Source organism: Curtobacterium sp. C1 (assembly GCF_021049325.1).
GTDB lineage: Bacteria > Actinomycetota > Actinomycetes > Actinomycetales > Microbacteriaceae > Curtobacterium > Curtobacterium citreum.
In genome coordinates this window covers 1,897,980-1,923,385 of record NZ_CP088076.1, presented here as the reverse complement: position 1 = coordinate 1,923,385, position 25,406 = coordinate 1,897,980, and the positions used below count along the sequence as shown (strand labels likewise).

Genomic DNA, 25,406 nt, shown 5'->3' with positions numbered 1-25,406 from the left:
GCGACTCAGCTGAATACGGAGGCACCTCGGTGAAGATCGACCTCGCAGTCCTGCGACTCATGGAGCGCGAGCGGGAGATCCCGTTCGACGAACTCGTCCAGATCATCGAATCCGCCATCCTGACGGCGTACCAGAAGCACCGCGCAGAGAACGACGAACCCGTCGACGCCCAGGCGCGTGTCGAGCTCGACCGCAAGTCCGGCGAGGTCTCGGTGTACGTGCCGGAGCGCGACGAGGAGGGCACCGTCGTCGGCGAGGCCGTCGACCAGCCGAGCGACTTCGGCCGCATCGCCGCCTTCGCCGCGAAGCAGGTCATCAACCAGCGCCTCCGCGACATCGGCGACGACAAGATCCTCGGGCAGTTCCGTGGCAAGGAGGGCGACATCGTCGCGGGCGTGATCCAGCAGGGTCCGAACCCGAAGATGGTGCACGTCGACCTCGGCACGGTCGAGGCGATCCTCCCGCCCGAGGAGCAGGTCCCGGGCGAGGAGTACAAGCACGGCAACCGCATCCGCGTCTACGTCACGAGCGTCGGCCGCGGGGCGAAGGGTCCGCAGATCACGGTCTCGCGCACGCACCCCGGGCTCGTCCGCAAGCTCTTCGCGCTCGAGGTCCCGGAGATCGCCTCCGGCGTCGTCGAGATCACCTCGATCGCCCGCGAGGCCGGGCACCGCACGAAGCTCGCCGTGAAGGCGAACGAGTCCGGCGTGAACGCGAAGGGCGCCTGCATCGGTGAGCTCGGCGCCCGCGTGCGTGCCGTGACGACCGAGCTCGGCGCGGAGAAGATCGACATCGTCGACTACTCGTCCGACCTGGCGTCGTTCGTCGCGAGCGCCCTCTCGCCGGCGAAGGTGACGAGCGCGTTCGTGCTCGACGCCTCGACGAAGGCCGTCCGCGCGCTCGTGCCGGACTACCAGCTGTCGCTCGCGATCGGCAAGGAGGGGCAGAACGCCCGCCTCGCCGCGAAGCTCACCGGCGCGCGGATCGACATCCAGCCGGACTCCATCCTGGACGGCGACGAGTAGGCGCGTTTTCGCTGGTGGCGTGGCCCGGTCGGGCGCGCCGGATCGCGGTCGTCGGAGGTGAGGAGTAAGGTGGTTCCCGTCAGAACGTGCATCGGCAGTCGTCGCCGTGCTCCCCGGTCCTCCCTCCTCCGTGTCGTCGCCTCGAGCGACGGTCGCGTCGTGGCGGACCCGAAGGCAGTCATGCCGGGCAGGGGAGCGTGGCTCACCCCGACCGTCGAAGCCTACGAACTGGCCGTCAAGCGCCGGGCCTTCCGCCGGGCGCTCCGGCTGGATCGCGAACCCGACACGTCCGCAGTGCTCGACCACCTGCACGGCCTCGCAGCCGAGCAGTCGGGCGGACACCAGGACACGACAGAACAGGCTGAACGGCTTATGGACAACTGATGAGCGGCTCGAAATGAGACCCGTCATCCAGTGAGTCCCGCCCCCTTCGCGGGGTGGGACCCGTGAAGGAGAACAGTGGCAAAACCACGCGTACACGAGATCGCATCCGAACTCGGTGTCGACAGCAAGACCGCAATGGAGAAGCTCAAGGAGCTCGGCGAGTTCGTCAAGGGCCCGAGCTCCAGTGTGGAACCCCCCGTCGCGCGCAAGCTCCGTGCTGCGCTGCAGGCGTCCGGCGCCTCGTCGTCGGCTCCGGCAGCGTCGGCCACGCCGAGCGCGCCCGCCAAGACCGCAGCGCCGAAGTCGAGCGCGCCGAAGCCCGGCGGCCCCCGCCCGGGTCCGGCCCGTCCGGCACCGGCCCCGCAGCCCGAGCCCCAGGCGCAGGCCCCGGCCAGCGACGCCCCGGTGCCCGCTGCACCGAAGTCGGTCGCCCAGCGCCAGGCCGAGGCCGAGGCCGCACGCAAGGCCGCAGCCGACGAGAAGGCCGCGAGCCAGGCGTCCGGTGGCACGACCGCGCCGAAGGGTGACGCCGTCAAGCCCGGCGGTTCCCCGAAGCCGGGCGCAGCAGCCGGCCCGAAGCCGGGTGGCCCGAAGCCGGGCGCACGTCCCGGCAACAACCCCTACGCATCGAGCCAGGGCATGGGCTCGCGCCCGCCGCGTCCGGGCAACAACCCGTACTCCTCGAACCAGGGCATGGGACAGCGTCCCGCCGGCGGCGCCGGTGGCGGCAACGGCATCCCGCGTCCGGCACCGCCGCGTCCGGGCGCCCCGCGTCCCGGTGCGCCGCGTCCGGGTGGCCCCGGTCAGGCGAACCGTCCCAACGGCTTCGGGCAGCGCCCGGGCCAGGGTGGCGGCCGTGGTGGCCCCGGCGGTCGTCCGGGTGCCCCGGGTGCCGGCGGCGGCTTCCCGCGTCCGGCGTTCTCCGGCCCGCGTCCCGCCGGTGGCGGTGGCCGTGGTCGTGGCCCCGGTGGTGGGACCGCCGGTGCGTTCGGTCGCGGTGGTGGCAAGAGCCGTGCCCGCAAGTCGAAGCGGACGAAGCGCGCCGAGTACGAGATGCGGCAGGCGCCGTCGCTCGGCGGCGTGCAGGTCCCTCGTGGCGACGGCAACACGGTCGTCCGTCTGCGCCGTGGTGCGAGCATCTCGGACTTCGCGGACAAGATCGACGCGATGCCCGGCAACCTCGTGACGGTGCTGTTCCACCTCGGTGAGATGGCGACCGCCACGGAGTCCCTGGACGAGGCCACGTTCGAGGTCCTCGGCGAGGAGCTCGGCTACAAGATCCAGATCGTCTCGCCCGAGGACGAGGACCGTGAGCTCCTCGAGGGCTTCGACATCGACCTCGATGCCGAGCTCGAGGACGAGGACGACGACGTGCTGCAGCAGCGGCCGCCGGTCGTCACCGTCATGGGCCACGTCGACCACGGCAAGACCCGCCTCCTCGACGCGATCCGCAACTCGAAGGTCGTCGAGGGCGAGGCCGGTGGCATCACCCAGCACATCGGTGCGTACCAGATCACGACCGAGCACGAGGGCGTCGACCGCCCGATCACCTTCATCGACACCCCGGGTCACGAGGCGTTCACCGCCATGCGTGCCCGTGGTGCCCAGGTGACGGACATCGCGATCCTCGTGGTCGCGGCGGACGACGGCATCATGCCCCAGACGATCGAGGCGCTGAACCACGCGCAGTCGGCCGGTGTGCCGATCGTGGTCGCGGTGAACAAGATCGACAAGGAGGGCGCGAACCCGGCGAAGGTCCGGCAGCAGCTCACCGAGTACAACCTGGTGGCCGAGGAGTACGGCGGCGACGTCATGTTCGTCGACGTGTCGGCGCGCAACAACGTCGGCATCCAGGACCTCCTCGACGCCGTGCTGCTCACCGCCGACGCGGGTCTCGACCTGCGTGCGAACCCCGACAAGGACGCACGCGGTGTCGCGATCGAAGCCCGACTCGACAAGGGTCGCGGTGCGGTCGCCACGGTGCTCATCCAGTCCGGCACGCTCCACGTCGGTGACGCCATCGTGGCGGGTACGGCCTACGGCCGCGTCCGTGCGATGACCGACGAGGACGGCAACGCGGTCACTGCCGCGACGCCGAGCCGCCCGGTCCAGGTGCAGGGTCTGTCGTCGGTGCCGCGCGCCGGTGACACGTTCCTCGTCACCGAAGAAGACCGCACGGCCCGTCAGATCGCCGAGAAGCGTGAAGCCGCCGAGCGCAACGCCCAGCTGGCCAAGGCCCGCAAGCGCATCTCGCTCGAGGACTTCACCCGCGCACTCGAAGAGGGCAAGGTCGACTCGCTCAACCTCATCATCAAGGGTGACGTCTCCGGTGCCGTCGAGGCACTCGAGCAGTCGCTCCTGGACATCGAGGTCGACGACAGCGTCCAGCTCCGGATCCTGCACCGCGGCGTCGGTGCGATCACGGAGTCGGACATCGACCTGGCCACGATCGACAACGCGATCGTCGTCGGCTTCAACGTCCGCCCGGACGTCAAGGCCCGCGAGCGTGCGGCGCGCGAAGGCATCGACGTGCGCTTCTACTCGGTCATCTACAACGCACTCGAGGACATCGAGCAGTCCCTCAAGGGCATGCTCAAGCCCGAGTACGAAGAGGTCCAGTCGGGTGTCGCCGAGATCCGCGAGGTGTTCCGCTCCTCGAAGTTCGGCAACATCGCCGGTGTCATCGTCCGCTCCGGCACGATCACGCGCAACGCCAAGGCGCGCGTCATCCGTGACGGTGTGGTGCTCGCCGACGGCCTGGCCATCGAGTCGCTGCGCCGCTTCAAGGACGACGTCACCGAGGTCCGCACGGACTTCGAGGCCGGTATCGGTCTGGGCAAGTACAACGACATCCAGGTCGGTGACGAGATCGAGACCACCGAGCTCGTCGAGAAGCCGCGCGACTGACGCCTGGCTAGTCTGGACCCCGCTCCTCCCTCGGGAGGGGCGGGGTCCACCCGTTCCACCAGAAGAATCCCTGCCCCAGGAGGCACCCAATGGCCGATCCGCAGCGCGCACGCAAGATGGCGGACCGCATCAAGGAAGTCGTCGCTCGTCGACTCGACAAGGGTCTGCGCGACCCGCGTCTCGGCTTCGTCACGATCACCGACGTCCGCGTCACCGGGGACCTGCAGCACGCCTCGGTCTTCTACACCGTCTACGGCTCCGACGAGGAGCGTGCCGACTCCGCCGCGGCGCTCAAGGCCGCGACCGGCATGCTCCGGAGCGAGGTCGGAAAGAACATCACGGCACGGCTCACCCCCTCGCTCGAGTTCATCGCCGACGCCCTGCCGGAGACCTCGGCGCACATGGAGGACCTGCTCGCCCAGGCGCAGATGCGCGACGCGCAGGTGAAGGCGGCCTCGGCCGGAGCGCAGTACGCCGGCGACGCCGACCCGTACAAGCACGACGACGAGGACGAGGACGACGACCGCGCCTGACCCTCACGCACTCGGGAGCGTGTACCCGCCCGCATCGTCCCCGACGGCCAGCCCGTCGCGGAGGAGCGAGGCGAGGGCACGCTCCCGCTGTGCGTCGTCCGGCCAGACCAGGTCGATCTCGGAACGGAGCACGGGGACGTCGCTCGACCGCAGCTCGGCCATGATCAGGCCGCGCACCTGCCGGTCGCTCCCGGCGAAGCGCGCCTGCTTCGGTGCTCGCGGTCCGTCGTGCTCCGGGTACCCCGCGGCGCGCCAAGCGCACCGGTCGGCGATCGGGCAGGCGTCGCACGCGGGGGAGCGGGCGACGCAGACCAGCGCCCCGAGCTCCATCGCGGCCGCGTTCGTCGCCGCCGCCAGGTCGCGTTCCTCGGGCAGCACGGACGCCATCAGCGGCAGGTCCTGCTTCGCCTTCGCCGGTCCCGGCTCGCCCTGCCCGAGCAGCGCGCGGGCGAGGACCCGCCGGACGTTCACGTCGACGACCGGGTGGCGGTCGCCGTACGCGAACACCGCGACGGCACGCGCGGTGTAGTCACCGATCCCCGGCAGCGCGAGCAGGGCGTCGACGTCCCGCGGCACGACGTTGTCGTGCTGTTCCGCGATGGCGGTCGCCGCCGCGTGCAGCGCGAGCGCGCGACGCGGGTAGCCGAGCCGGTCCCAGGCACGCACCGCGTCCGCCGGGGGCGACGCCGCGAGGTCCGCAGGCGTCGGCCACCGGGTGAGCCACGCCTCCAGTCGGGGGACGACGCGCGCGACCTGCGTCTGCTGCAGCATGACCTCGCTGACCAGCGTGCCCCACGCCGGGAAGCCGGGGCGGCGCCACGGCAGGTCACGCGCCTCGGCGCGGAACCAGGCGACCAGCGGGGTCGCGAGGTCGGGTCGGGTCGCGTCCGACGGTTCGTCCACAGGAGGACGGGAGGCTCCGCTCGCGTTCACCACGACAGCCTACGGTGGGTGCATGGCACGCTGGGCACCGCAGGAGACCGACACGTACGCCGCGATCGCAGGCGAGGTGATCGCGCAGGTGGGGACGAACCGCGCCGTGATCGGGGTCGACGGGCAGGACGGCACCGACCTCGAGCGCGTCGCCGCCGGCCTGGTCGCCGGCTTCGAGCAGCACGGTGTCCCCGCGATGGCGGCCGCCGCTCCCTCGGACGACGTCGACCGGCTCCGGGCGGACCTCGTGACGCCGTTCCGCACGACGGGCGCCGGCGCCGGTGTCCTGGTCGTGCACGGGCACGGCCTGCTGGCGCCGGGGGTGCGTGGGCTGTGGCGCTGGTCGCTGTGGGTCGAGCGCGAGGACGGGCGGCTCGAGCGCCGCGCGGACGTCAAGCTCGCCGCCTCCGCGATCCTGGACGCGACCGACCCCGAGCACCCGCGGCGCAACTGGAACGACGCCTGCTGAGCGCCGGCCGCGCAGCGCCGCTGGTACCCTCGTCCGGTGCTCGCTTCCGCGCCTGACGGCATCCTCCTCGTCGACAAGCCGCAGGGCATCTCGAGCCACCGCGTCGTCTCGATCGCCCGCCGCCGCCTCGGCCTGAAGAAGATCGGGCACGCCGGGACGCTCGACCCGATGGCGACCGGCCTGCTCATCCTGGGCGCCGGCCCCTCCACGCGTCTGCTGACGCACCTGGTCGGCCTCGGCAAGACCTACACGGCGACCATCCGGCTCGGCGTGTCGACGGACTCGGACGACGCCGACGGCACCCCGACCGCCGCACCGGGCGTCCTCGGCGCCGACGTCGGCGAGGCCGCGGTCGACCGCGCCGTGGCGGGGCAGCGTGGCACGATCGACCAGGTGCCCTCCACCGTGAGCGCGATCAAGGTCGACGGGCGTCGCGCCTACGACCTCGCGCGGAAGGGCGAGGAGGTCGTCCTGCGCTCCCGCACCGTCACGGTGTCCCGCTTCGACGTGACCGCGCGCACCGAGCACACGGTCCGCGTGGACGGCGCCGACGTCGCCGTGGTCGACCTCGACGTCGTCGTCGACTGCTCGTCGGGAACGTACGTCCGCGCCCTCGCCCGGGACGTCGGGGCCGCGCTCGGCACCGGCGGCCACCTCACCGCGCTCCGTCGGACGGCAGTGGGTCCGTTCGACGTCGCCGACGCGGTCGACCTCGAGGACGACGACGTGGACGTCCTCGGCGCGCTCGCCCGGCCGGCGGACGTCGCGCGGCGGCTCTTCCCGAGCGTGTCGCTCGAACCGCAGGCGGCGAAGGACCTGACGGACGGCAAACGGGTCGCCGCCGACCACCCGGACGACGACGGCCCCGTTGCGGCGGTCGCGACGGCGGACGACCGGCTCGTCGGACTCGTGTCGGTCCGGCGCGGGCGACTCCGCGTCATCACGAACTTCCCCGCGCCGGCGTCCGCCGCTGCGGACGCCGACCGGAGCGGAGCCGACGCGTGATCGAGTGGTTCATGTGGGTGCAGCTCGTGCTCGCGGTCGTCGTGGGGATCTTCACGGTCGTCGTCGGGTTCGTCGGGTGGAAGCCGAACGACTACACGGTCGGAGCGCTCGCCCTCATCGAGGTGCTGCTGCTCGCCCAGGGGGTCGTGTCGCTCGTGCTGCCGGCCGTCGGGTCGCCGCCGCAGGGCAACGGCCTCGAGTTCGGCGTGTACGCGGTGTCGGTGCTGCTCGTCCCGCCGGCGGCCATCGTCTGGGCGCTCATCGACCGCACCCGCTGGAGCACGGTCGTCCTCGGCGCCGGTGCGTTCACCGTCGCGGTGATGGTCTACCGGATGTACCAGATCTGGTTCGCGCTGAACTGACCAGCGCCGACCGGGTGCTCGGGGCGGACAGCGGCCCGGGCTGGCATCGGGTGTCCCAGGGCGTCGGTAGACTCGGTGCCGTGGCGACCAGATCCTCCCTCGCGACCGGTGTCGGCCGTGTCCTCATCGCCGTCTACGGCATCCTCGCCCTCGCCGCGACGGGACGCAGCGTCGTGCAGATCATCGAGAAGTTCTCGCACGCGCCGTTCGCCTACACGCTCAGCGCGGTGGCGGCGGTCGTGTACATCGTCGCGATGATCGCCCTCATCGCCCCCGGCCGGGTGTGGTACCGGGTCGCCTGCGTGACGATCGGCTTCGAGATGGCCGGCGTGCTGATCGTCGGCACGCTGTCCCTGGTCGACCGACAGCTCTTCCCGGACGACACCGTCTGGTCGTACTACGGCCTCGGCTACGTCTTCGCGCCGCTCGTGCTGCCGATCGCCGGGCTCTGGTGGCTCCGCAAGCACCACCGCACGGCTGCCGCCGAGCCCGCCCGCAGCACCGTCGCGGCCGGCGAGTAGGGGCCCGCGTGCAGTTCTACGACGACCCTGCCGACGTCGCCTCGGGCTTCGGACCGAGCGCGGTGACGATCGGCAAGTTCGACGGCGTGCACGTCGGCCACCGCGCCGTGATCGCGCACCTCGAGCGTGCCGCACGCGAACAGGGGCTCGTGTCGACCGTCGTCACCTTCGACCGGCACCCGCTCAGCGTCATCGACCCGAGCCGGGTCCCGCCGGCCCTCACGAGCACTGCGCAGTGCCGTGAGCTCCTGGAGTCCGTCGGGGTCGACGCGACCCTGCTGCTCCGCTTCGACGAGCACCTTCAGACGCAGGCGCCGGAGTCGTTCGTGTCCGACGTGCTCGTCGACACGCTGCACGCCCGGCTCGTCTTCGTCGGCAGCGACTTCCGCTTCGGTGCCCGCGGTGCCGGCGACGTCGCCCTGCTGCGGGCGCTGGGGGAGCGGCACGGCTTCACGGTCGAGCTCATCGACGACGTGGACCTGCGGGACGACGTCCGCGAGTCGGACGAGCGCCGCGTGTCCTCCACGTGGATCCGCGAGCTCCTGGGTGAGGGCCGGGTGGCCGAGGCCGCGCGACTGCTCGGGCGAGAGCACGCCGTCCGCAGCACCGTCGTGCACGGCAACCAGCGCGGCCGTGCGATGGGCTACCCGACCGCGAACCTCGACCCGGCGTGCGAGGGCTTCGTGCCCGCCGACGGGGTGTACGCCGCTCGGGTCCTGCACCGCGGCACGGTCTACCCCGCGGCTGTCTCGGTCGGGAACAACCCGACCTTCGAGGGCGTGCCCGCGAAGCAGATCGAGGCGCACCTGCTCGACGTCGACATCGACCTGTACGGCGAGACGATCTCGGTCCTGTTCGTGTCCTACGTCCGGGGCATGGTGGCGTTCTCCTCGATGGACGAGCTCGCTGCCCAGATGCGGCAGGACGACCTCGACATCCGACTGTTGCTCGGCATGCCCGCTCCCGTCTGACCCGGACCGAGCGTCGCCCGATCGACGGTCACCCGATCGACGATCACCTGATCGACGGTCCTCCGGACGACGAAGGCCCCCGCACACGCGGGGGCCTTCGTCGTGGACCGGGTGGTCAACCGCTCGGAGCTTCGACCACTCGGATGGTCAACCGCTCAGATCTTCAACCACCGAGCGCGTCGAGCCAGATCTTGCGGGCGTCGAGGGCTTCCTGCGCGTCCTTGATCTTCCGGGCGTTCCCGGAGGCCTGCGCCTCGGCGAGCTCGGCCTCGAGCTTGCCGATCGCGTCCTCGAGCTGGCTCGCGAGCCCGGTCTGACGGGCCTTGCGCTCCGGGTCCGACGCCTTCCAGTGCTGGTCCTCGAGGCTCCGCACGTGGTCCTCGACCGCGCGCAGTCGGTCCTCGATGCGGCGGACGTCCCCGCGGGGGACCTTGCCGATCTCGTCCCAGCGGCGCTGGATGTCGGTGAGCGTGCGGCGCGCGGCGACGCGGTCGTGCTGCTGCAGGAGCGGCTCGGCCTCGGTCAGGAGCTCCTGCTTCGCGACGAGGTTGGCGGAGTACTCCTCGTTCTCCACCGCAGCCTCGGCGTGGCGCTGCTCGAACAGCACGTCACCGGCGGCCTTGAACCGCGCCCACAGCGCGTCGTCGTGGCGCTTGCCCGCCCGGCCGGCGCGCTTCCACTCGTCCAGGAGTTCGCGGTAGGCGGGGATCCCGTCCGAGCCGCGCGAGGCGAGTGCCTCGGCCTGCTGCACGAGCTCCTGCTTGCGGCCCCGTGCGTCGCGGTGCTGCGCGTCGAGCTCGGAGTAGAAAGCGCGGCGGTGCTGGTCGACCGTCGAGCGGGCGGCACGGAACCGCTTCCAGAGCTCGTTCGCCTCGTTCTTGGGCAGACGGGGACCGTCGTGCTGGTGCTGCTGCCACCGGGCGAACACGTCGTCCAGCTGTGCGGTGATCTGCTTCCACTGCGCACGCGCCGGATCGACGGCCGCGAGCTGCTCGGCTTCCTCGACCAGGGCGGTCCGGTGCGCGAGGGCGTCCGTCAGGGCCTGCTGCGCCTGCGCCTGCTGCTCCTTGGTCAGCGAACCGACCTGCTCGGAGAGCTTCGCGACGCGGTCCTCGAGGGACTTCAGGTCTCCGACGACCCGGGCCTCGGCCACCTGGGCGCGGAGGTGCTCCACCGTGCGGGCGACGTCGTTCGCCGAGGCACCGCGCTGGGTGCGCTGCTCCGCGATCTTCACCTGCCCCTCGAGGTCGGCGTACTTCCGCGCGAAGTACGCGAGCGCCTCGTCCGGGGTGGCGTCGGGGTACTCGCCGACCGCCTTCTCGGTGTCCTCGTACCGGACGTACACCGTCCCGTTCTCGTCGACCCGGCCCCAGGTCGTTGCTTCGTCAGGTCCCACAGGTCTCGCCTCGATCGTGGTCGTGCATCACCGACGTCACCGTCGGCACGGTCAGGTCGTCAGCCTATTGCACGGGAGGCCTCCGCGACCCGCGTCCGTGCGACCTGTGGACTACTGCTGTTCGGCGATGGTGGCGCCGGTGATCGTCGTCGCGACCTTCGGCTCGCCCGTGCCGTCGCTCCCGGGGGAGGCGATGCCCTTCGAGGTGATCTGGGACTGGAGCCGGTCGAGGCCGCTCGTCACCTTGCCCACCACGGTGTAGCCGCCCGTCGAGCCGTCGAGGGTCGTGTCGCCGTAGACGATGAAGAACTGCGTGGTCTGCGACGTCGGCGAGGACCCACGGGCGATCGCGATCGTGCCGGCGGGGTACTCCCCGTCGCTCGGCACGTTCTCGAGCGGCCCGTACTGGAACCCGGCGTCACCCGTCCCGTCGCCGTTCGCGGAGCCGCACTGCAGGAACTCGAAGTCGGCGCTGTCGGCGAGCCGGTGGCACGTCGTGCCCTCGTAGAACTGCTTCCGGATGAGGTCGATCTCGACGCTCGCGGCCTGCGGGGCGGCCTTGCCGTCGAGCTCGATGCCGAGCTCGACGTCCTTGTTCAGGGTCAGCGTGCCGGTCCAGGTCTTCCCGCCGGCGATGGACTTGCTCGGCACGTCTCCGGTGTCGCCCGCGGCACTGGCGGACGGGGTCGCCGTGGCGGTGGCCGACGTGCTCGCGCTGGCGCCGGCCTTCCCGGAGCCCTGCGTGCCCGCGTGGACGAGCTGGGACCCGGTCGCGAGCGCGGCGACCAGGACGAGCACCACCGCACCGACCGTGTTGTCCCGCACCCGGCGCCGGCGCTGCCGGTCGTGCAGCCCCTGACGGGCCTGGTACAGACGGAGCCGCTCGCGCGCCTCGCGGTTGTCGCGCGACTGGTTCTTCGGTGCCACGGTGCTGATCGGACCTCTCGTCGAGTGTGCCGCCGAGCGTAGCGGACGGCGCGGTGCGCTCGGCCTGGAGGCACGCCCACGTCGGTGGGTCGGCCTACGATCGATGCATGGCAGCGGATCGATCGGGCATGCGTGCGCCCACCACCGGCGGTCGCGCCGGCCTGGCACAGGGCTCGGTGCCGCTCGCCGTCCGGATGCGCCCCACCAGCCTCGACGAGGTGGCCGGGCAGCAGCACCTGCTCGGTCGCGGCAGCCCGCTCGTGCAGCTCGCGACGGGCACGCGCGAGAACCCGGGTGGGGTCTCGGTGATCCTCTGGGGGCCGCCCGGTACCGGCAAGACCACCCTCGCGCAGGCGATCGCGCGGCAGTCCGGTCGCGAGTTCGTCGAGCTCTCCGCGGTCACCGCCGGGGTCAAGGACGTGCGCGAGGTCATGGAGAAGGCCCTGACCCACCGCGACCTGTACGGCTCGACCACCGTGCTGTTCCTCGACGAGATCCACCGCTTCAGCAAGGCGCAGCAGGACGCCCTGCTGCCCGGCGTCGAGAACGGCTGGGTGATCCTCATCGCGGCGACGACCGAGAACCCGTCGTTCTCCGTCATCTCGCCGCTGCTGTCCCGGTCGCTGCTCCTGACGCTCAAGCCCCTCACGGACGCCGACCTCGGCATGCTCGTCGACCGCGCGGTCGAGGACCCACGGGGGCTCGGCGGGTCGGTCGTGCTCGGTGACGACGCCCGTGCGGCCATCGTGCGGCTGTCCTCCGGCGATGCCCGACGCGCTCTGACCGCGCTCGAGGCCGCGGCGTCCTCGGCCGTCGCGGCCGCTGCCGACCCCGAGGACGACGACGACGCGCCGCTCGACGGCGTCGACACCGTCCCGGTCGTCGACGCGGACACCGTGGCGGCCGCGGTGGACCGGGCGCTGCTCCGCTACGACCGCCAGGGCGACGAGCACTACGACGTCATCAGCGCCTTCATCAAGTCGGTGCGGGGGAGCGACGTCGACGCCGCGCTCCACTACCTGGCCCGCATGATCGAGGCGGGCGAGGACCCGCGGTTCATCGCGCGGCGCATCATCATCTCCGCGTCCGAGGACATCGGCATGGCGGACCCGCAGGCACTGCCCATCGCGGTCGCCGCGGCGCAGGCCGTCCAGCTCATCGGCATGCCCGAGGGCCGGATCCCCCTGGCCGAGGCGGTCGTGTACCTGGCCACCGCTCCGAAGTCGAACGCGTCCTACAACGGCGTGAACGCGGCGATCGCCGACGTCAAGGCCGGGCGGATGGGCGTCGTGCCGATGCACCTCCGTGACGCGCACTACCCCGGGGCGAAGCGGCTCGGCCACGGCAAGGGCTACGTCTACTCGCACGACGCCGAGCACGGGGTGGCCCGACAGCAGTACCTGCCCGACGTCCTCGACGGCACCGAGTACTACACGCCGACCGGCAACGGGTACGAGCGCGAGGTCGGTCCGCGCCTCGAGCGGCTCCGGAAGATCACCCGCGGCGAGTAGTGCTGGCACCGCGGGTCCAGATGCTGCTAGCATTGCCGGGCCTACGTCCTGGTCCTCGCGTGCGGCTGCGCCGAGGACAGAGTCCCGCTCCGGCGGTACGGGGACAGAGGTTCGGACTGTAGCCGTCCGATCCCACAGGCTCATCCCTCTGGATCCCGTCGTCGGGACCGAACACGCCCGCGTGCTTGCAGTGCCCCCGGTACGCAGTGCCCGCGGACGGGTGGTGTCCGACGAGTCATTCAGTTCAGACAGAGAAAAGGACCCTGTGTCTACCAAGTCACGCACCCGCAGCAAGACCCGCCTCTCGCGCGCGCTCGGCATCCCGCTGACGCCGAAGGCGGCCCGCTACCTCGAGAAGCGCCCCTACGGCCCCGGTGAGCACGGCCGCACCCGCCGTCGTGCGGACAGCGACTACGCCGTCCGTCTCCGTGAGAAGCAGCGTCTGCGCGCCCAGTACGGCATCCGCGAGAAGCAGCTCCGCATCGTCTTCGAAGAGGCCCGCAAGACGAAGGGCCTGACCGGTGAGAACCTGGTCGAGCTCCTCGAGCAGCGCCTCGACGCCCTCGTGCTCCGTGCCGGCTTCGCCCGCACCACCGCGCAGGCCCGTCAGCTGATCGTGCACCGTCACATCATGGTCGACGGCAAGCTCGTCGACCGTCCGTCCTTCCGCGTGAAGGAGGGCCAGATGATCCACGTCAAGCAGCGCTCCGAGTCCCTCGAGCCCCTCCAGGTCGCCGCCGCCGGTGGTCACCTCGAGGTCCTGCCGAAGGTCCCGGGCTACCTCGAGGTCGAGATCGAGAAGCTCCAGGCCCGCCTGGTCCGTCGCCCGAAGCGCGCCGAGGTCCCCGTGACCTGTGAAGTGCAGCTCGTCGTCGAGTACTACGCAGCTCGCTGATCCACCGATCACACCCGAACGGCGGGTCGTCCTCTCAGGAGGACGGCCCGCCGTTCGGCGTACCGGGGGTTCCCCGCCACTAGACTCGTCGGGCACGCGCCGCCTGCGTGCGCGAGAGGGAGGGGCACCGTGAAGCAGCTGTTCTTCGTCGCCGTCGGCGTCGTCATCGGGTTCGCCGCAGCGCACCGGATCGCGAACACCCCGGGTGGCGCGCGCTTCTTCGCCGACGTGAACGCCCGGACCAAGGCCTTCACGGACGCCGTGGCCGACGGCTACCGGTCGCGGGACGCCGAGCTGCGCCCGTCCACCGACGTCGTCGACTGACCGCCCGAGCCGCGTCCCCGCGCACACCCTCCCACCGACTCCTCGACCCAGGAAGCACCATGCAGACCGCAGAGATCCGCCGCCGTTGGCTCCAGTACTTCGGCGACCGTGGGCACACCGTCGTCCCGTCCGCGTCGCTCGTCTCCGACGACCCGTCGCTCCTGTTCACGGTCGCCGGCATGGTGCCGTTCATCCCGTACCTGACGGGGCTCGTCCCGGCGCCGTACCCGCGCGCCACGAGCGTGCAGAAGTGCATCCGCACGAACGACATCGAAGAGGTCGGCAAGACCCCGCGGCACGGCACGTTCTTCCAGATGAACGGCAACTTCTCGTTCGGCGACTACTTCAAGGAGCAGGCGATCCAGTACGCCTGGGAGTTCCTGACGTCGTCGGAGTCCGACGGGGGCCTCGGCTTCGACCCGGAGGACCTGTGGGTCACCGTGTACGAGGACGACGACGAGGCGATCGCCTTCTGGAAGCAGCACTCGTCGCTGCCCGACGAGCGCATCCAGCGCCTGGGCAAGGACACCAACTACTGGTCGACCGGGCAGCCCGGTCCTGCTGGGCCCTGCTCGGAGATCTTCTTCGACCGCGGCCCGGCGTACGGCATCGACGGCGGTCCTGCGACGGACGACGACCGCTACGTCGAGATCTGGAACCTCGTGTTCATGCAGTACCAGATCCAGAACGTGCGGTCGAAGGTCGACTTCGACATCACGGGCGACCTGCCGAACCAGAACATCGACACCGGCATGGGCCTGGAGCGCGTCGCGTTCATCAAGCAGGGCGTCGACAACATGTACGAGATCGACCAGGTGCGCCCGGTCCTCGACAAGGCGGCCGAGATCTCCGGCCGCCGCTACGGCGCCGTGCACGAGGACGACGTCCGCATGCGCGTCATCGCCGACCACGTCCGCTCGTCGCTCATGCTCGTCGCGGACGGCGTGACGCCGTCGAACGAGGGACGCGGCTACATCCTCCGCCGACTCCTGCGCCGCACGGTCCGCGCGATGCGCCTGCTCGGCGTCGAGGGCGCCACCTTCCCCGAGCTCTTCCCGGCGTCGCGCGACGCGATGCGGGACGCCTACCCCGAGGTCGCGGAGCAGTACGACCGCATCGCGCGCACCGTCTACGCGGAAGAGGAGACCTTCCTCCGCACGCTCGCGCAGGGGACGACGATCCTCGACGTGGCCGTCGAGCGTGCGAAGCAGGACGGCGCCCCGTCGATCGGCGGCGACACGGCGTTCCTGCTGCACGACACGTTCGGCTTCCCGATCGACCTGACGATGGAGATGGCCGAGGAGGCGGGCGTCGTCGTCGACCGCACCGCGTTCGACACGCTCATGTCCGAGCAGCGTGCCCGCGCCAAGGCGGACGCGAAGAGCAAGAAGACGGCCCTTGCCGACCTCAGCGTCTACAGCGCCTTCCGCGCCGCGGGCGAGACCGTGTTCCTCGGCTACGACGCGCTCGAGGCGGAGTCCGCGATCCTCGGCATCATCGTCGACGGTGTCAGCGTGGACCGTGCGGTCGCGGGCGACATCGCCGAGGTCATCCTCGGTGAGACCTCGCTCTACGCCGAGAGCGGTGGCCAGGACGCGGACCAGGGCTCGATCGTCGGCAACGGCTTCGACCTCGAGGTCCTCGACGTGCAGCGTCCGGTCGCCGGGCTCTGGAGCCACAAGGTCCAGGTCCGGTCCGGCGAGGTCGGGGTCGGGGACGCCGCCACCACCGTCGTCGACGCCGAGTACCGCCGCGGTGCGACCCAGGCGCACTCCGCGACCCACCTGGTGAACGCCGCGCTCCGCGACGTGCTCGGCCCGGAGGCGTTGCAGGCCGGTTCGTACAACAAGTCCGGCTACATGCGCCTCGACTTCTCCTGGTCGCAGCCGGTCTCGACGTCGACCCGCTCCGAGATCGAGGAGGTCGTGAACGCCGCGATCCGCTCCGACCTCGAGGTCTCCACCCGCGTGCTGCCGCTCGACGAGGCGAAGGCCCTCGGCGCCCAGGCGCTCTTCGGCGAGAAGTACGGCGCCGAGGTCCGCATGGTCGACATCGGCGGCCCGTGGTCCCGTGAGCTCTGCGGTGGCACGCACGTCGCCTCGAGCGCCCAGGTCGGCCTCGTCAACCTGGTGGGGGAGTCGAGCGTCGGCTCGACGAACCGCCGCGTCGAGGCACTCGTGGGGCTCGAGGGCTTCCGGGACCTGGCGGTCGAGCGCACGATCGTCTCGCAGCTGTCCAGCGCGCTCAAGGCGCCCCGGCACGACCTGCCGGGACGCGTGCAGAGCCTGATGGAGGACCTCCGCGCCGCCCAGAAGCGCATCGCCGAGTTCGAGTCGGCGAACCTGCAGCAGCGGGTGCCCAGCATCGCGAAGCAGGCCACGACGGTCGGCGCGACGACCGTCGTCGCCGAGACGATCGACGGCGTCCAGTCCGCCGACGACCTCCGTTCGCTCGCCACCGGCGTGCGCGCACAGCTCGGCGACGGTGCGTCCGTGGTCGTGCTCGGTGCCGTCGTGAGCGGCAAGCCCGTCGTGATCGTCGTGACGAACGACGCCGCGCGTGCAGCGGGAGTCCAGGCCGGCCCCCTCGCGAAGGAGGCCGCAGGCGTGCTCGGCGGCGGTGGTGGCGGCAAGCCGGACCTGGCGCAGGGCGGCGGGACCGACCCGGCTGCGCTGCCGGCGGCCCTGCGTGCGGTGACCGCGCGCCTGGCGGGCTGACGGTGACGATGCGGTCCGGGCGACGACTCGGCATCGACGTCGGTCGCGCCCGGATCGGCGTCGCCGTGTGCGACCGGGACGGGCTGCTCGCCACCCCGGTCGAGACGGTGCGACGCGACGACAGCAGGGACCTCGGGCGCATCCTGGCGATCGCCGACGAGTACGACGTGCTCGAGGTCGTCGTCGGACTGCCGCTGTCGATGTCCGGCGGTGACACGCCCTCGACCGCCGACGCCCGCGCGTTCGCCGAGCGGATCGCACGGCACCGTCCGGTCCGGCTCGTCGACGAGCGTCTGTCGACCGTGACGGCCCAGCGCGGCCTGCACCAGGCGGGCAAGAACACGAAGAAGTCCCGGGCCGTGATCGACCAAGCGGCCGCTGTTATCATTCTGCAACACGCGCTCGACCACGAGCGTGCGTCCAGCGCCGCCCCCGGCGCCACGCTCCCCTGACCGGTCGGCCGACGACGAGGACGCCGCCACCGACCGTCGTACCCGGACCGACACCACCAGGCGGAGCCCCCGACCCGAGGAACCGAGGATCCGTTGGCAGACGACCTGGACTGGAACGCGATCATCGCGCCCGGTGACGACGCCGACGGGCGCAAGCAGCCCGCGGTACGACCCGACGACATCGAGCGTCCGACGAGCGCCGACCATCCGCTGTCCCGCCGCGAAGCCCGCGCCGCCGAGGCGGCCCGCGGTCGACGGGACGGCGACGACGCCGACAGCACGCGACCGACGTCGCCCGCCGACCCTCCCGTCGCGCAGCACCACGACGAGCTCCACCCCGAGGTGCGGGCGCTCCTGACCGGCGAGGTGCCGGCGGACGCAGCCCGGAACGCCGGGCTCGTCGGTGGTGCCGCAGCCGCCGTTGGCGGTGCGGCACCCGGCGGCGGGGCCGCGGGAGGCGGCGGACGTGACGGCCGTGGCGGTGGAGGGCGATCCTCCAGGCCGCCGCGCGAGCCGCGACCGAAGCGACGACGCGGACCGCTGATCGCGGGGATCGTGATCGTGGCGGTCGTGCTCGCCGCCGGCGGCGGGGCGTACGCGTTCGCGGCACCGAAGATCCAACAGGTGATCGGCGCGATCAGCGGCGCCCAGGAGTCGGACGACTACTCCGGGTCCGGGACGAGCAAGGTCACCATCACGATCAAGCAGGGCGACATCGGCGAGGACGTCGCGAAGACGCTGCAGCGCAGCGGTGTCGTGAAGAGCTCGCAGGTGTTCTACAAGCTGCTGCTGACGTCGCCGAACGTGCAGTTCCAGCCGGGCTCCTACGCGCTCAAGAAGGAGATGAGCGCGAAGTCGGCCCTCGCGGCACTGCAGGACGAGAAGAACCGCGTGCAGGCCTCCATCGTCATCCCCGAGGGCACGGCCCTGCAGGACATCGAGGCCGGGATGGTCTCGAAGGCCGGCCTCACCAAGGAAGAGGTCTCGTCCGCGGCCGCCGACGTGCAGGCCTACGGGCTGCCGGCCGGCACCACGACGCTCGAGGGCTGGCTGTTCCCGGCCACGTACCCGATCAACCCGGGCTGGAGCGCGAAGCAGTACTTCCAGTCGATGGTCGACACGATGAAGCAGCACCTCGCCGCGGCGGGGGTCGCCGAGGCCGACCAGGAGCGGGTGATCATCTTCGCTTCGCTCGTGCAGAAGGAGGCCGGCGTCGCGGCCGACTTCCCGAAGGTCGCGCGCGTGTTCCAGAACCGTCTCGACCAGGGGATGGCGCTGCAGTCCGACGCGACCGTCGCCTACGGGACGGGGAACACCCACACCGTCACGACGACCGACAAGGAGCGGGCGGACGCGAGCAACCCGTACAACACCTACCAGCACAAGGGCCTGCCGCCGGCACCGATCTCGAACCCGGGTGACGTCGCGATCAAGGCCGTGACCCAGCCCGCGAGCGGGAACTGGCTGTACTTCGTCACGGTGAACCTGGAGACCGGTGAGACCGTGTTCTCGGACACCTACGCCCAGCACCAGGTCGCAGTGGCGCAGTTCCAGGCGTGGCTCCGGGCGCACCCGTCCTACCAGTGAGTCGATCGGGCCGGTGCGCCGGTCCGGCGGCCGCGTCGCACGGTGGTGCGCTGTGGGAGGATGGTCGACATGCTTCGTTGGTTGACCGCTGGTGAGTCCCACGGACCCGAACTGATCGCGATGCTCGAGGGCCTGCCCGCGGGTGTGCCGGTGTCGTTCGAGTCCATCCGCACCGACCTCGCACGGCGGAAGCTCGGGTACGGCCGGGGCTCCCGCATGAAGTTCGAGCAGGACGAGCTGCACGTCTCCGGCGGTGTCCGCCACGGGTTCTCGATCGGCAGCCCGATCGCCATCCGCATCGGCAACACCGAGTGGCCGAAGTGGGTCGAGGTGATGAGCCCCGAGCCCGTCGAGCAGACCGAGATGTCCCGCGGCCGCAGCGCCCCGCTGACCCGCCCGCGTCCGGGTCACGCCGACCTGGTCGGGATGCAGAAGTACGGCTTCGACGAGTCGCGTCCGATCCTCGAGCGCGCGTCCGCCCGCGAGACCGCGGCCCGCGTCGCGCTCGGCGCCGTCGCGAAGTCCTTCCTTGCCGAGCTCGGCATCCGGTCCGTCGCGCACACCTTGCAGGTCGGTACCGTCCGCGTGCCGGACGGCACGGACCTGCCGCAGCCCGACGACGTCGACCGCCTCGACGAGGATCAGCTGCGGTGCTTCGACGCCGAGACGTCCGCACGCATGGTCACCGAGGTCGAGGCCGCGAAGAAGGACGGCGACACCCTGGGCGGCGTCGTCGAGGTCCTGTTCTACGGCGTCCCCCCGGGACTCGGCTCCCACGTGCAGTGGGACCGTCGACTCGATGCCCGTCTCGCCGCCGCGATCATGGGCATCCAGGCGATCAAGGGCGTCGAGGTCGGTGACGGCTTCGCGACCGCCGGGCGACGGGGTTCGGCGGCGCACGACGAGCTGTACCGCGAGGACGGCGAGATCATCCGCACGAGCGACCGCGCCGGCGGCACCGAGGGCGGCATGTCGACCGGCACCGTGCTGCGCGTCCGCGCCGGGATGAAGCCGATCGCGACGATCCCGCACGCGCTGCACACCATCGACGTCGCCACAGGCGAGGACGCCTCCGCGCACCACCAGCGCAGCGACGTCTGCGCGGTGCCCGCCGCCGGCGTCGTCGCCGAGGCCATGGTCGCGCTCGTGCTCGCCGACGCCGTGCTCGAGAAGTTCGGCGGGGACAGCCTCGCCGAGACGAAGCGGAACCTCGACGGCTACCTGGCCGCGATCCCGGAGACGCTCCGCTCCCGGCGGACCGACGCCGCCGAGCCCTCGACCGCCTGGTGAGCACGCCCGACCGGGCGCCGCACGGGCCGGTCGTCGTGATCGGCCCGATGGGCGCCGGCAAGTCGAGCGTCGGCAAGCGCGTCGCGAAGGCGCTCGGCGTGCCGTTCACCGACACCGACCGGGTCATCGCGCGCGAGCACGGCCCGATCCCGGGCATCTTCGCGGAGCGCGGGGAGCCGGCGTTCCGGGAGCTCGAGGCCCGGGCCGTCCGGGACGCGATCGCCACCGGCGGGGTCGTCTCGGTCGGCGGGGGAGCCGTCACGCACGCGGACACCCGGGACGCCATGGCCGGGGCACGGGTCGTGCTCCTGACCGTCTCACCCGAGGCCGTGGCCGAACGCATCGCCGGCAGCGACCGCCCGCTGCTCGCCCAGGGCGGCATCGACGCCTGGCAGACGATCCTGGACGCCCGGGCCGCCACCTACGCCGAACTGGCGCACGCCACTTTCGACACCTCGCGGCGGCCGATGTCGCACGTCGTGCAGGACGTCGTCGCGTGGGTGACCGCGCAGGACACCACCACCGGAGGGACACCGTGACCGAGTCGAACCTGCCCGAGGGCACCACCGAGATCCGGGTCGGCGGTGACGGCGGGTACGTCGTCGCGGTCGGGAACGGCCTGCTCGGGTCGGTCCCCGCGCTGCTCGGTCCGCGCGTCGCCAAGGTGCTGATCGTGCACGCCCCGACGCTCGGCGCCCGGGCGAACGAGCTCCGCGAGATGCTCGCGGACGCCGGACTCGAGGCGCTCATCGCCGAGGTGCCGGACGCCGAAGGGGCCAAGCGCGTCGAGGTGGCGGCCTTCTGCTGGCAGGTCATGGGCCAGGCGGACTTCACCCGCACGGACGCCGTGATCGGGCTCGGCGGCGGTGCGGTCACGGACCTCGCCGGCTTCGTCGCGGCGACGTGGCTCCGCGGCGTCCCCTTCCTGGCGATCCCGACGAGCGTGCTCGGCATGGTCGACGCGAGCGTCGGGGGCAAGACCGGCATCAACACGAACGAGGGCAAGAACCTGGTCGGGGTGTTCTCCGCGCCGCGCGCCGTGGTCGTTGACCTCGACCTGGCACGGACGCTGCCCCGGAACGAGATCCTGACCGGGTTCGCCGAGATCGTGAAGGCGGGGTTCATCGCCGTGCCGGAGATCCTCGACGTCATCGAGGCCGACGTCGCACGCGTCACGAACCCGACGACGCCTGAGTTCCGCCGCGTCGTCGAGCTCGCGATCGCGCTCAAGGCCGAGGTCGTCTCGGACGACTTCACCGAGCAGGGCCGTCGCGAGGTCCTCAACTACGGGCACACGCTCGGCCACGCCATCGAGCACGCCGAGCGCTACCAGTGGCGACACGGCGCGGCGGTCTCGGTCGGGATGGTGTTCGCGGCCGAGCTCGCGCGGCTGACCGGGCACCTCGACGACGCCACGGTGGACCGGCACCGCTCGATCCTGGAGTCGCTCGAGCTCCCGACGTCCTACGGGCTCGGCCGGTGGGAGGGGCTGCTCGCGACGATGCGCCGCGACAAGAAGGCCCGGGCCGGCATGCTGCGGTTCATCATCCTGGACGGGGTCGGCAAGCCGGTCACGCTCGAGGGGCCCGAGGACCACCTGCTCTTCACCGCGTACCAGGAGGTCGGGGTCTAGCTCGCGGAACTCGTCGAGCGTGGCCCCGTTCTCCCACGCCCAGTACTCGTCGTCGTCACGGTCTGGATCGAGTGCGTCCGGCAGTGGTCGGAAGATCCTCATGAGTCGGCCTCCTGTCCAGCGGTCGGTCCTGGCGGTCGTGTGGCGTCAGCGGCGGCCCGTTCCAGACGGAGCGCGCGGTACGCCAGTCGGCGATCAGACTTCGGGCACAACGATACGGTCGCGAGGTTCCGGAACACAGCGATCGAGATGTCGTACGCACGGTCGTGCGGCTGCTGACGGAGCGCCCAGGTGAAGCGTTCCCAGGCGTGGTGGCGGATCACGGTCCGTCGCGCCTGGAACGCGCCGAACCAGCTGACGACGGCGCCGACGGTGGACGCCAGGGCGGCGATGCTCGCCGCGACGAGTGCGGTCTCCATGCCACCCAACGTCGCGCGCCGGGCGCACGCCGACGTCGGAGGCGAGCCGACCTGTGGAGGGCGCGCCGTGCCTCCAGGCTGTGGAGGAGCGCGGCAGGTGCGCAGGGCGGGGGAGCAGACTGGTCCGGTGCCCACCCCGCCCCGTCTGAGCGACCTCGGTCAGCAGGACGTCGACGCCGGCAGCCTGCGGTCCCGTGGCCGCCGCTTCGCCGAGCTGCTCGCGATCGCCCGTCGTCACCGTCTGCTGCCCTTCCGCCGGCTCGACTTCTCGCACGCCCCCGAGACCGCCGACCTGCGTCGTGACCAGGCGGAACACCTCCGTCGCGCCCTCGAGGAGGCCGGCGGCGGCTTCGTGAAGATGGGCCAGCTGCTCTCGACGCGGGACGACCTGCTGCCGGAGGAGTGGACCGAGGGGCTCGCGCACCTGCAGCGGAGCGTGACCCCGGCGGACGCCGGCGCGGTCGCCGCCCTGCTCGAGGAGGAGCTCGGTGCCCCGGTCGACCAGGTGTTCGCGAGCTTCGACCCGGAGCCGGTCGCCGCCGCCTCGATCGCGCAGGTGCACCGTGCGACGCTGCAGGACGGCACGGTCGTGGCGGTGAAGGTCCAGCGCCCCGGCATCGACGCGGCGGTGCGTCGCGACGTCGACATCGCGCTCCGCGTGGTGCGGTTCCTGGCCCGGACGAGCACCGAGGCGCGGCAGGTCGGGGTCGCCGACGTCGCGCAGCAGTACGCCGACGACCTGGTCCGGCAGGTGGACTTCTCGTCGGAGATGCGGAACCTCGCAGCACTCCGCGCCGCGCAGGCACGGAGCGCCCGGCCCGACGCGGTGGCGTTCCCGGAGCCCTACCGGGACCTGTCGAGCCGACGTGTGATGGTCATGGAGTTCCTCGAGGGCGAGACCCTCAGCGCGCTGCGTGCCGCCCGGTCGACGCGGGACCTCGACGAGCCGATGCGCGCCGTCCTCGACGCGTTCCTGCGGCAGGTCGTGTTCGACGGGATCTACCACGCCGACCTGCACCCGGGGAACGTCGTGCTGCTGCCGGACGGCCGCCCGGCGCTCATCGACTTCGGGTCGGTCGGGCGGCTCGACCCCGGACTCCGCGAGACCGTGCAGGACCTGCTCGCCGGGTACATCCAGGACGACACCGCCCGGATCGCCGACGGTGTGCTGCGGATGGCGCCGGTCCGGAACGACGAGGACGAGGCCGACTTCCGCCGGGACATCGCGGCGTTCGTCGCGGACGAACTCGGGCCCGGTGCGCGGATCGGCGTCGAGACGGTGGACGACGCCGTCGCCGTGTTCGGTCGGTACCGGCTCAAGCCGCCGCCGGACTTCGTCGCGGCAGCACGTGCGCTGGCGATCTTCGAGGGCACGCTCCGGACGCTCGCGCCGTCGTTCGACCTGCTCGAGGAGTCGCGGGACCTGGCCAGGGGGCAGATCCGGGACCAGCTGCGCCCCCGTGCGGTGCGGGACCTGGCGATCCGCGAGCTCTTCGGTGTGGTGTCGACCGTGCGGCGTCTGCCGCGGCGGGTGGACCGGATCGGCGAGGCACTCGAGAACGGCAAGCTCGCCGTGAACATCCGGCTGTTCTCGGACCGGCGGGACCGCGAGGTCGTGTCCGGACTGATCCGCCGGGTGCTCCTGGTGTTGCTCGGCGCCGGTGCGGGGGTGCTGTCGATCGTGTACCTGGCGATGCCGGCCCGGCCGACGGCGGTCCTGTCGACCGGCGCCGCCGGCGGGCTGATGGGTGGCGCGGCCGTCGTGCTCCTCGTGTGGGCCGCAGTCGACGCGTGGCGGGCGCGCCGACGACGCTGACCCGCGCCCGCCGGCGCGCGCCCGCCCGCGCCCGCCGGCGCGCGCCCGCCGCCCTGCGCCCGCCGTCGCGCCTGGCCGTCCCGCGCCCGTCCGCTACACTCGTCGGGGCGTCGGCACGGGCCTCCCGGCCGCCGTCGGGACCGGACGCACGTCCGGGAGACCTTCACAACACCATCGAACGGAAGACCCATGGCGAGTACCACTGACATCAAGAACGGCGCCGTTCTCATCATCGACGGGCAGCTCTGGTCGGTCGTCGAGTTCCAGCACGTCAAGCCGGGCAAGGGCGGCGCGTTCGTCCGCACGAAGCTGAAGAACGTCGTCTCGGGCAAGGTCGTCGACCGCACGTTCAACGCCGGCGCGAAGATCGACACCGCGACCGTCGACCGCCGTGACTACCAGTACCTGTACCAGGACGGCGAGTCCTACGTGTTCATGGACACCGACACCTACGACCAGATCCCGGTCTCCGAGGCCGTGGTCGGCGACGCGAAGAACTTCCTCCTCGAGTCCGCGATGGTCACCATCGCGATGAACGAGGGCAACCCGCTCTACATCGAGCTCCCGACGTCGATCGTCACCGAGGTGGAGACCGAGCCGGGCCTGCAGGGCGACCGTTCCTCCGGCGGCACGAAGGACGCGACGATCATCGCGACCGGCCACCGCATCCAGGTGCCGCTGTACCTGGAGAACGGCACCACCGTGAAGATCGACACGCGCGACGGCAGCTTCCTCGGCCGCGTCAACTCCTAGGCGTCCGCCCGATGAGTGCTCGTTCGAAGGCCCGCAAGCGCGCCCTCGACATGCTGTACGTGGCCGAGGTGCGTGAGCTCCCGATCGCCGACGTCCTGGCGACCGAGACCGTCCGGCACCTCGACCAGCCCGAGCGCGCCTCGAGCTGGGACTACGCACGGCAGATCGTCACGGGCGTCGACGACGACCGGTCGGCCATCGACAAGGTGATCGTGGAGCACGCGCAGGGGTGGTCCATCGCCCGCATGCCCGTGCTCGACCGCTGCATCCTGCGGATGGGCGTCTGGGAGCTCCGGTACAACCCGGAGGTCCCGGACGCGGTGGCGATCGCCGAGGCGGTCGAGCTCGCGCAGTCGCTGTCGACGGACGACTCGGCGAGCTTCGTGAACGGCGTGCTCGGCGCCGTGGCGGGCGGCCGTGCACCGTCGGCGAAGGCGGCCACCGCTCCCTCCGCCGGCGCTGCCGACGACGACGCCGCACCGTCCGGCCGGACGGTCGCAGGGGACCAGGAGTCCCGGTAGGGTTGACCACGTCAGCGTCCTTTAAGTCCGTCCGGTGAGGCGGGGAAGGAGGTCG

General features: G+C 71.7%; 25 protein-coding genes. 21 read left to right on the top strand and 4 right to left on the bottom strand.

Annotated elements, in window-relative coordinates; all coding sequences use genetic code 11:
• Positions 1-29: 29 nt before the first annotated feature.
• From nusA to rbfA, 4 genes are all read left to right on the top strand, one after another.
• The gene (gene nusA / locus LQK89_RS09310) at positions 30-1,025 is read left to right on the top strand and encodes a transcription termination factor NusA (RefSeq protein ID WP_058742891.1); all 996 of its coding nucleotides are present in this window, start codon (positions 30-32) and stop codon (positions 1,023-1,025) included.
• A 57-nt stretch (positions 1,026-1,082) separates the two neighbouring features.
• The gene (locus LQK89_RS09305) at positions 1,083-1,409 is read left to right on the top strand and encodes a YlxR family protein (RefSeq protein ID WP_331000537.1); all 327 of its coding nucleotides are present in this window, start codon (positions 1,083-1,085) and stop codon (positions 1,407-1,409) included.
• A 75-nt stretch (positions 1,410-1,484) separates the two neighbouring features.
• Complete coding sequence (infB, locus tag LQK89_RS09300; RefSeq protein ID WP_231048933.1) at positions 1,485-4,316, top strand: translation initiation factor IF-2; 2,832 nt, start codon at positions 1,485-1,487, stop codon at positions 4,314-4,316.
• 89 nt (positions 4,317-4,405) lie between these two features.
• Positions 4,406-4,849, top strand: coding sequence for a 30S ribosome-binding factor RbfA (gene rbfA / locus LQK89_RS09295; protein WP_058742112.1), 444 nt, complete (start codon positions 4,406-4,408; stop codon positions 4,847-4,849).
• Positions 4,850-4,852: 3 nt separating this feature from the next.
• Here rbfA and LQK89_RS09290 read toward each other — a convergent pair whose 3' ends face one another.
• On the bottom strand, positions 4,853-5,752 hold the full coding sequence (locus LQK89_RS09290; protein WP_144801031.1) for an A/G-specific adenine glycosylase: 900 nt from the start codon (positions 5,750-5,752) through the stop codon (positions 4,853-4,855).
• A 52-nt stretch (positions 5,753-5,804) separates the two neighbouring features.
• Between LQK89_RS09290 and LQK89_RS09285 the strand changes: the two genes are divergently transcribed.
• The 5 genes from LQK89_RS09285 (at position 5,805) to LQK89_RS09265 (ending at position 9,110) form a co-directional block, all read left to right on the top strand.
• Positions 5,805-6,251, top strand: a complete 447-nt coding sequence (locus LQK89_RS09285; RefSeq protein ID WP_174778177.1) for a hypothetical protein — start codon at positions 5,805-5,807, stop codon at positions 6,249-6,251.
• A gap of 36 nt (positions 6,252-6,287) precedes the next feature.
• Positions 6,288-7,256: a tRNA pseudouridine(55) synthase TruB gene (truB, locus tag LQK89_RS09280; protein ID WP_174778178.1), complete on the top strand. Its 969-nt coding sequence runs from the start codon at positions 6,288-6,290 to the stop codon at positions 7,254-7,256.
• Positions 7,253-7,618, top strand: coding sequence for a hypothetical protein (locus LQK89_RS09275; protein ID WP_058742116.1), 366 nt, complete (start codon positions 7,253-7,255; stop codon positions 7,616-7,618). Before truB ends, LQK89_RS09275 begins: the two co-directional genes overlap by 4 nt.
• Before the next feature lie 80 nt (positions 7,619-7,698).
• Positions 7,699-8,139 (top strand): hypothetical protein, encoded by a 441-nt coding sequence (locus tag LQK89_RS09270; protein WP_058742117.1) that lies wholly within the window; start codon positions 7,699-7,701, stop codon positions 8,137-8,139.
• Positions 8,140-8,147: 8 nt separating this feature from the next.
• Positions 8,148-9,110 carry a bifunctional riboflavin kinase/FAD synthetase gene (locus LQK89_RS09265; RefSeq protein ID WP_231048932.1) on the top strand — a complete coding sequence of 321 codons (963 nt, stop codon included), beginning with the start codon at positions 8,148-8,150 and terminating at the stop codon, positions 9,108-9,110.
• 163 nt (positions 9,111-9,273) lie between these two features.
• Here LQK89_RS09265 and LQK89_RS09260 read toward each other — a convergent pair whose 3' ends face one another.
• Both LQK89_RS09260 and LQK89_RS09255 read right to left on the bottom strand, forming a co-directional pair.
• A complete protein-coding gene (locus tag LQK89_RS09260) occupies positions 9,274-10,506 on the bottom strand; it encodes a DUF349 domain-containing protein (RefSeq protein WP_175326333.1) in 1,233 nt (410 codons plus the stop codon).
• A 111-nt stretch (positions 10,507-10,617) separates the two neighbouring features.
• Positions 10,618-11,433, bottom strand: coding sequence for a peptidylprolyl isomerase (locus LQK89_RS09255; protein WP_231048931.1), 816 nt, complete (start codon positions 11,431-11,433; stop codon positions 10,618-10,620).
• A 128-nt stretch (positions 11,434-11,561) separates the two neighbouring features.
• Between LQK89_RS09255 and LQK89_RS09250 the strand changes: the two genes are divergently transcribed.
• The 9 genes from LQK89_RS09250 (at position 11,562) to aroB (ending at position 21,842) form a co-directional block, all read left to right on the top strand.
• Positions 11,562-12,944: a replication-associated recombination protein A gene (locus LQK89_RS09250; RefSeq protein ID WP_231050773.1), complete on the top strand. Its 1,383-nt coding sequence runs from the start codon at positions 11,562-11,564 to the stop codon at positions 12,942-12,944.
• 265 nt (positions 12,945-13,209) lie between these two features.
• On the top strand, positions 13,210-13,839 hold the full coding sequence (gene rpsD / locus LQK89_RS09245; RefSeq protein WP_058742120.1) for a 30S ribosomal protein S4: 630 nt from the start codon (positions 13,210-13,212) through the stop codon (positions 13,837-13,839).
• A 129-nt stretch (positions 13,840-13,968) separates the two neighbouring features.
• Entirely contained in the window at positions 13,969-14,163 is a 195-nt protein-coding gene (locus LQK89_RS09240) for a hypothetical protein (RefSeq protein WP_114849980.1), read from the top strand.
• Positions 14,164-14,222: 59 nt separating this feature from the next.
• Positions 14,223-16,880, top strand: a complete 2,658-nt coding sequence (alaS, locus tag LQK89_RS09235) for an alanine--tRNA ligase (RefSeq protein ID WP_231048930.1) — start codon at positions 14,223-14,225, stop codon at positions 16,878-16,880.
• 8 nt (positions 16,881-16,888) lie between these two features.
• On the top strand, positions 16,889-17,332 hold the full coding sequence (ruvX, locus tag LQK89_RS09230; RefSeq protein ID WP_058742143.1) for a Holliday junction resolvase RuvX: 444 nt from the start codon (positions 16,889-16,891) through the stop codon (positions 17,330-17,332).
• Positions 17,333-17,425: 93 nt separating this feature from the next.
• Positions 17,426-18,919 (top strand): endolytic transglycosylase MltG, encoded by a 1,494-nt coding sequence (mltG, locus tag LQK89_RS09225; RefSeq protein WP_231048929.1) that lies wholly within the window; start codon positions 17,426-17,428, stop codon positions 18,917-18,919.
• A gap of 69 nt (positions 18,920-18,988) precedes the next feature.
• The gene (gene aroC / locus LQK89_RS09220; protein ID WP_058742145.1) at positions 18,989-20,209 is read left to right on the top strand and encodes a chorismate synthase; all 1,221 of its coding nucleotides are present in this window, start codon (positions 18,989-18,991) and stop codon (positions 20,207-20,209) included.
• Entirely contained in the window at positions 20,206-20,748 is a 543-nt protein-coding gene (locus LQK89_RS09215; protein WP_338084835.1) for a shikimate kinase, read from the top strand. Before aroC ends, LQK89_RS09215 begins: the two co-directional genes overlap by 4 nt.
• Positions 20,745-21,842 (top strand): 3-dehydroquinate synthase, encoded by a 1,098-nt coding sequence (gene aroB / locus LQK89_RS09210; RefSeq protein WP_442874045.1) that lies wholly within the window; start codon positions 20,745-20,747, stop codon positions 21,840-21,842. Before LQK89_RS09215 ends, aroB begins: the two co-directional genes overlap by 4 nt.
• A 98-nt stretch (positions 21,843-21,940) precedes the next feature.
• Here the strand turns inward: aroB and LQK89_RS09205 are convergent, their stop codons facing one another.
• Positions 21,941-22,261 carry a hypothetical protein gene (locus LQK89_RS09205; protein ID WP_231048928.1) on the bottom strand — a complete coding sequence of 107 codons (321 nt, stop codon included), beginning with the start codon at positions 22,259-22,261 and terminating at the stop codon, positions 21,941-21,943.
• 127 nt (positions 22,262-22,388) lie between these two features.
• On the opposite strand from LQK89_RS09205, the gene LQK89_RS09200 reads away from it, so the two are divergent.
• The 3 genes from LQK89_RS09200 to nusB all read left to right on the top strand — a co-directional run bounded on the left by LQK89_RS09200 (position 22,389) and on the right by nusB (position 25,351).
• Positions 22,389-24,077, top strand: coding sequence for an ABC1 kinase family protein (locus LQK89_RS09200; RefSeq protein ID WP_231048927.1), 1,689 nt, complete (start codon positions 22,389-22,391; stop codon positions 24,075-24,077).
• 189 nt (positions 24,078-24,266) lie between these two features.
• Entirely contained in the window at positions 24,267-24,830 is a 564-nt protein-coding gene (gene efp / locus LQK89_RS09195; protein WP_058742126.1) for an elongation factor P, read from the top strand.
• Positions 24,831-24,841: 11 nt separating this feature from the next.
• Complete coding sequence (nusB, locus tag LQK89_RS09190) at positions 24,842-25,351, top strand: transcription antitermination factor NusB (RefSeq protein ID WP_083519979.1); 510 nt, start codon at positions 24,842-24,844, stop codon at positions 25,349-25,351.
• The last annotated feature ends 55 nt before the right edge of the window (positions 25,352-25,406 follow it).

Excerpts from the sequence above, each read along its gene's own strand:
- rbfA (WP_058742112.1), top strand. The coding sequence starts at position 4,406 with ATGGCCGATCCGCAGCGCGCACGCAAGATGGCGGACCGCATCAAGGAA.
- LQK89_RS09285 (WP_174778177.1), top strand. The coding sequence starts at position 5,805 with ATGGCACGCTGGGCACCGCAGGAGACCGACACGTACGCCGCGATCGCA.
- LQK89_RS09250 (WP_231050773.1), top strand. The coding sequence starts at position 11,562 with ATGCGTGCGCCCACCACCGGCGGTCGCGCCGGCCTGGCACAGGGCTCG.
- alaS (WP_231048930.1), top strand. The coding sequence starts at position 14,223 with ATGCAGACCGCAGAGATCCGCCGCCGTTGGCTCCAGTACTTCGGCGAC.
- ruvX (WP_058742143.1), top strand. The coding sequence starts at position 16,889 with ATGCGGTCCGGGCGACGACTCGGCATCGACGTCGGTCGCGCCCGGATC.
- aroC (WP_058742145.1), top strand. The coding sequence starts at position 18,989 with ATGCTTCGTTGGTTGACCGCTGGTGAGTCCCACGGACCCGAACTGATC.
- LQK89_RS09205 (WP_231048928.1), bottom strand. The coding sequence starts at position 22,261 with ATGGAGACCGCACTCGTCGCGGCGAGCATCGCCGCCCTGGCGTCCACC.
- efp (WP_058742126.1), top strand. The coding sequence starts at position 24,267 with ATGGCGAGTACCACTGACATCAAGAACGGCGCCGTTCTCATCATCGAC.
- nusB (WP_083519979.1), top strand. The coding sequence starts at position 24,842 with ATGAGTGCTCGTTCGAAGGCCCGCAAGCGCGCCCTCGACATGCTGTAC.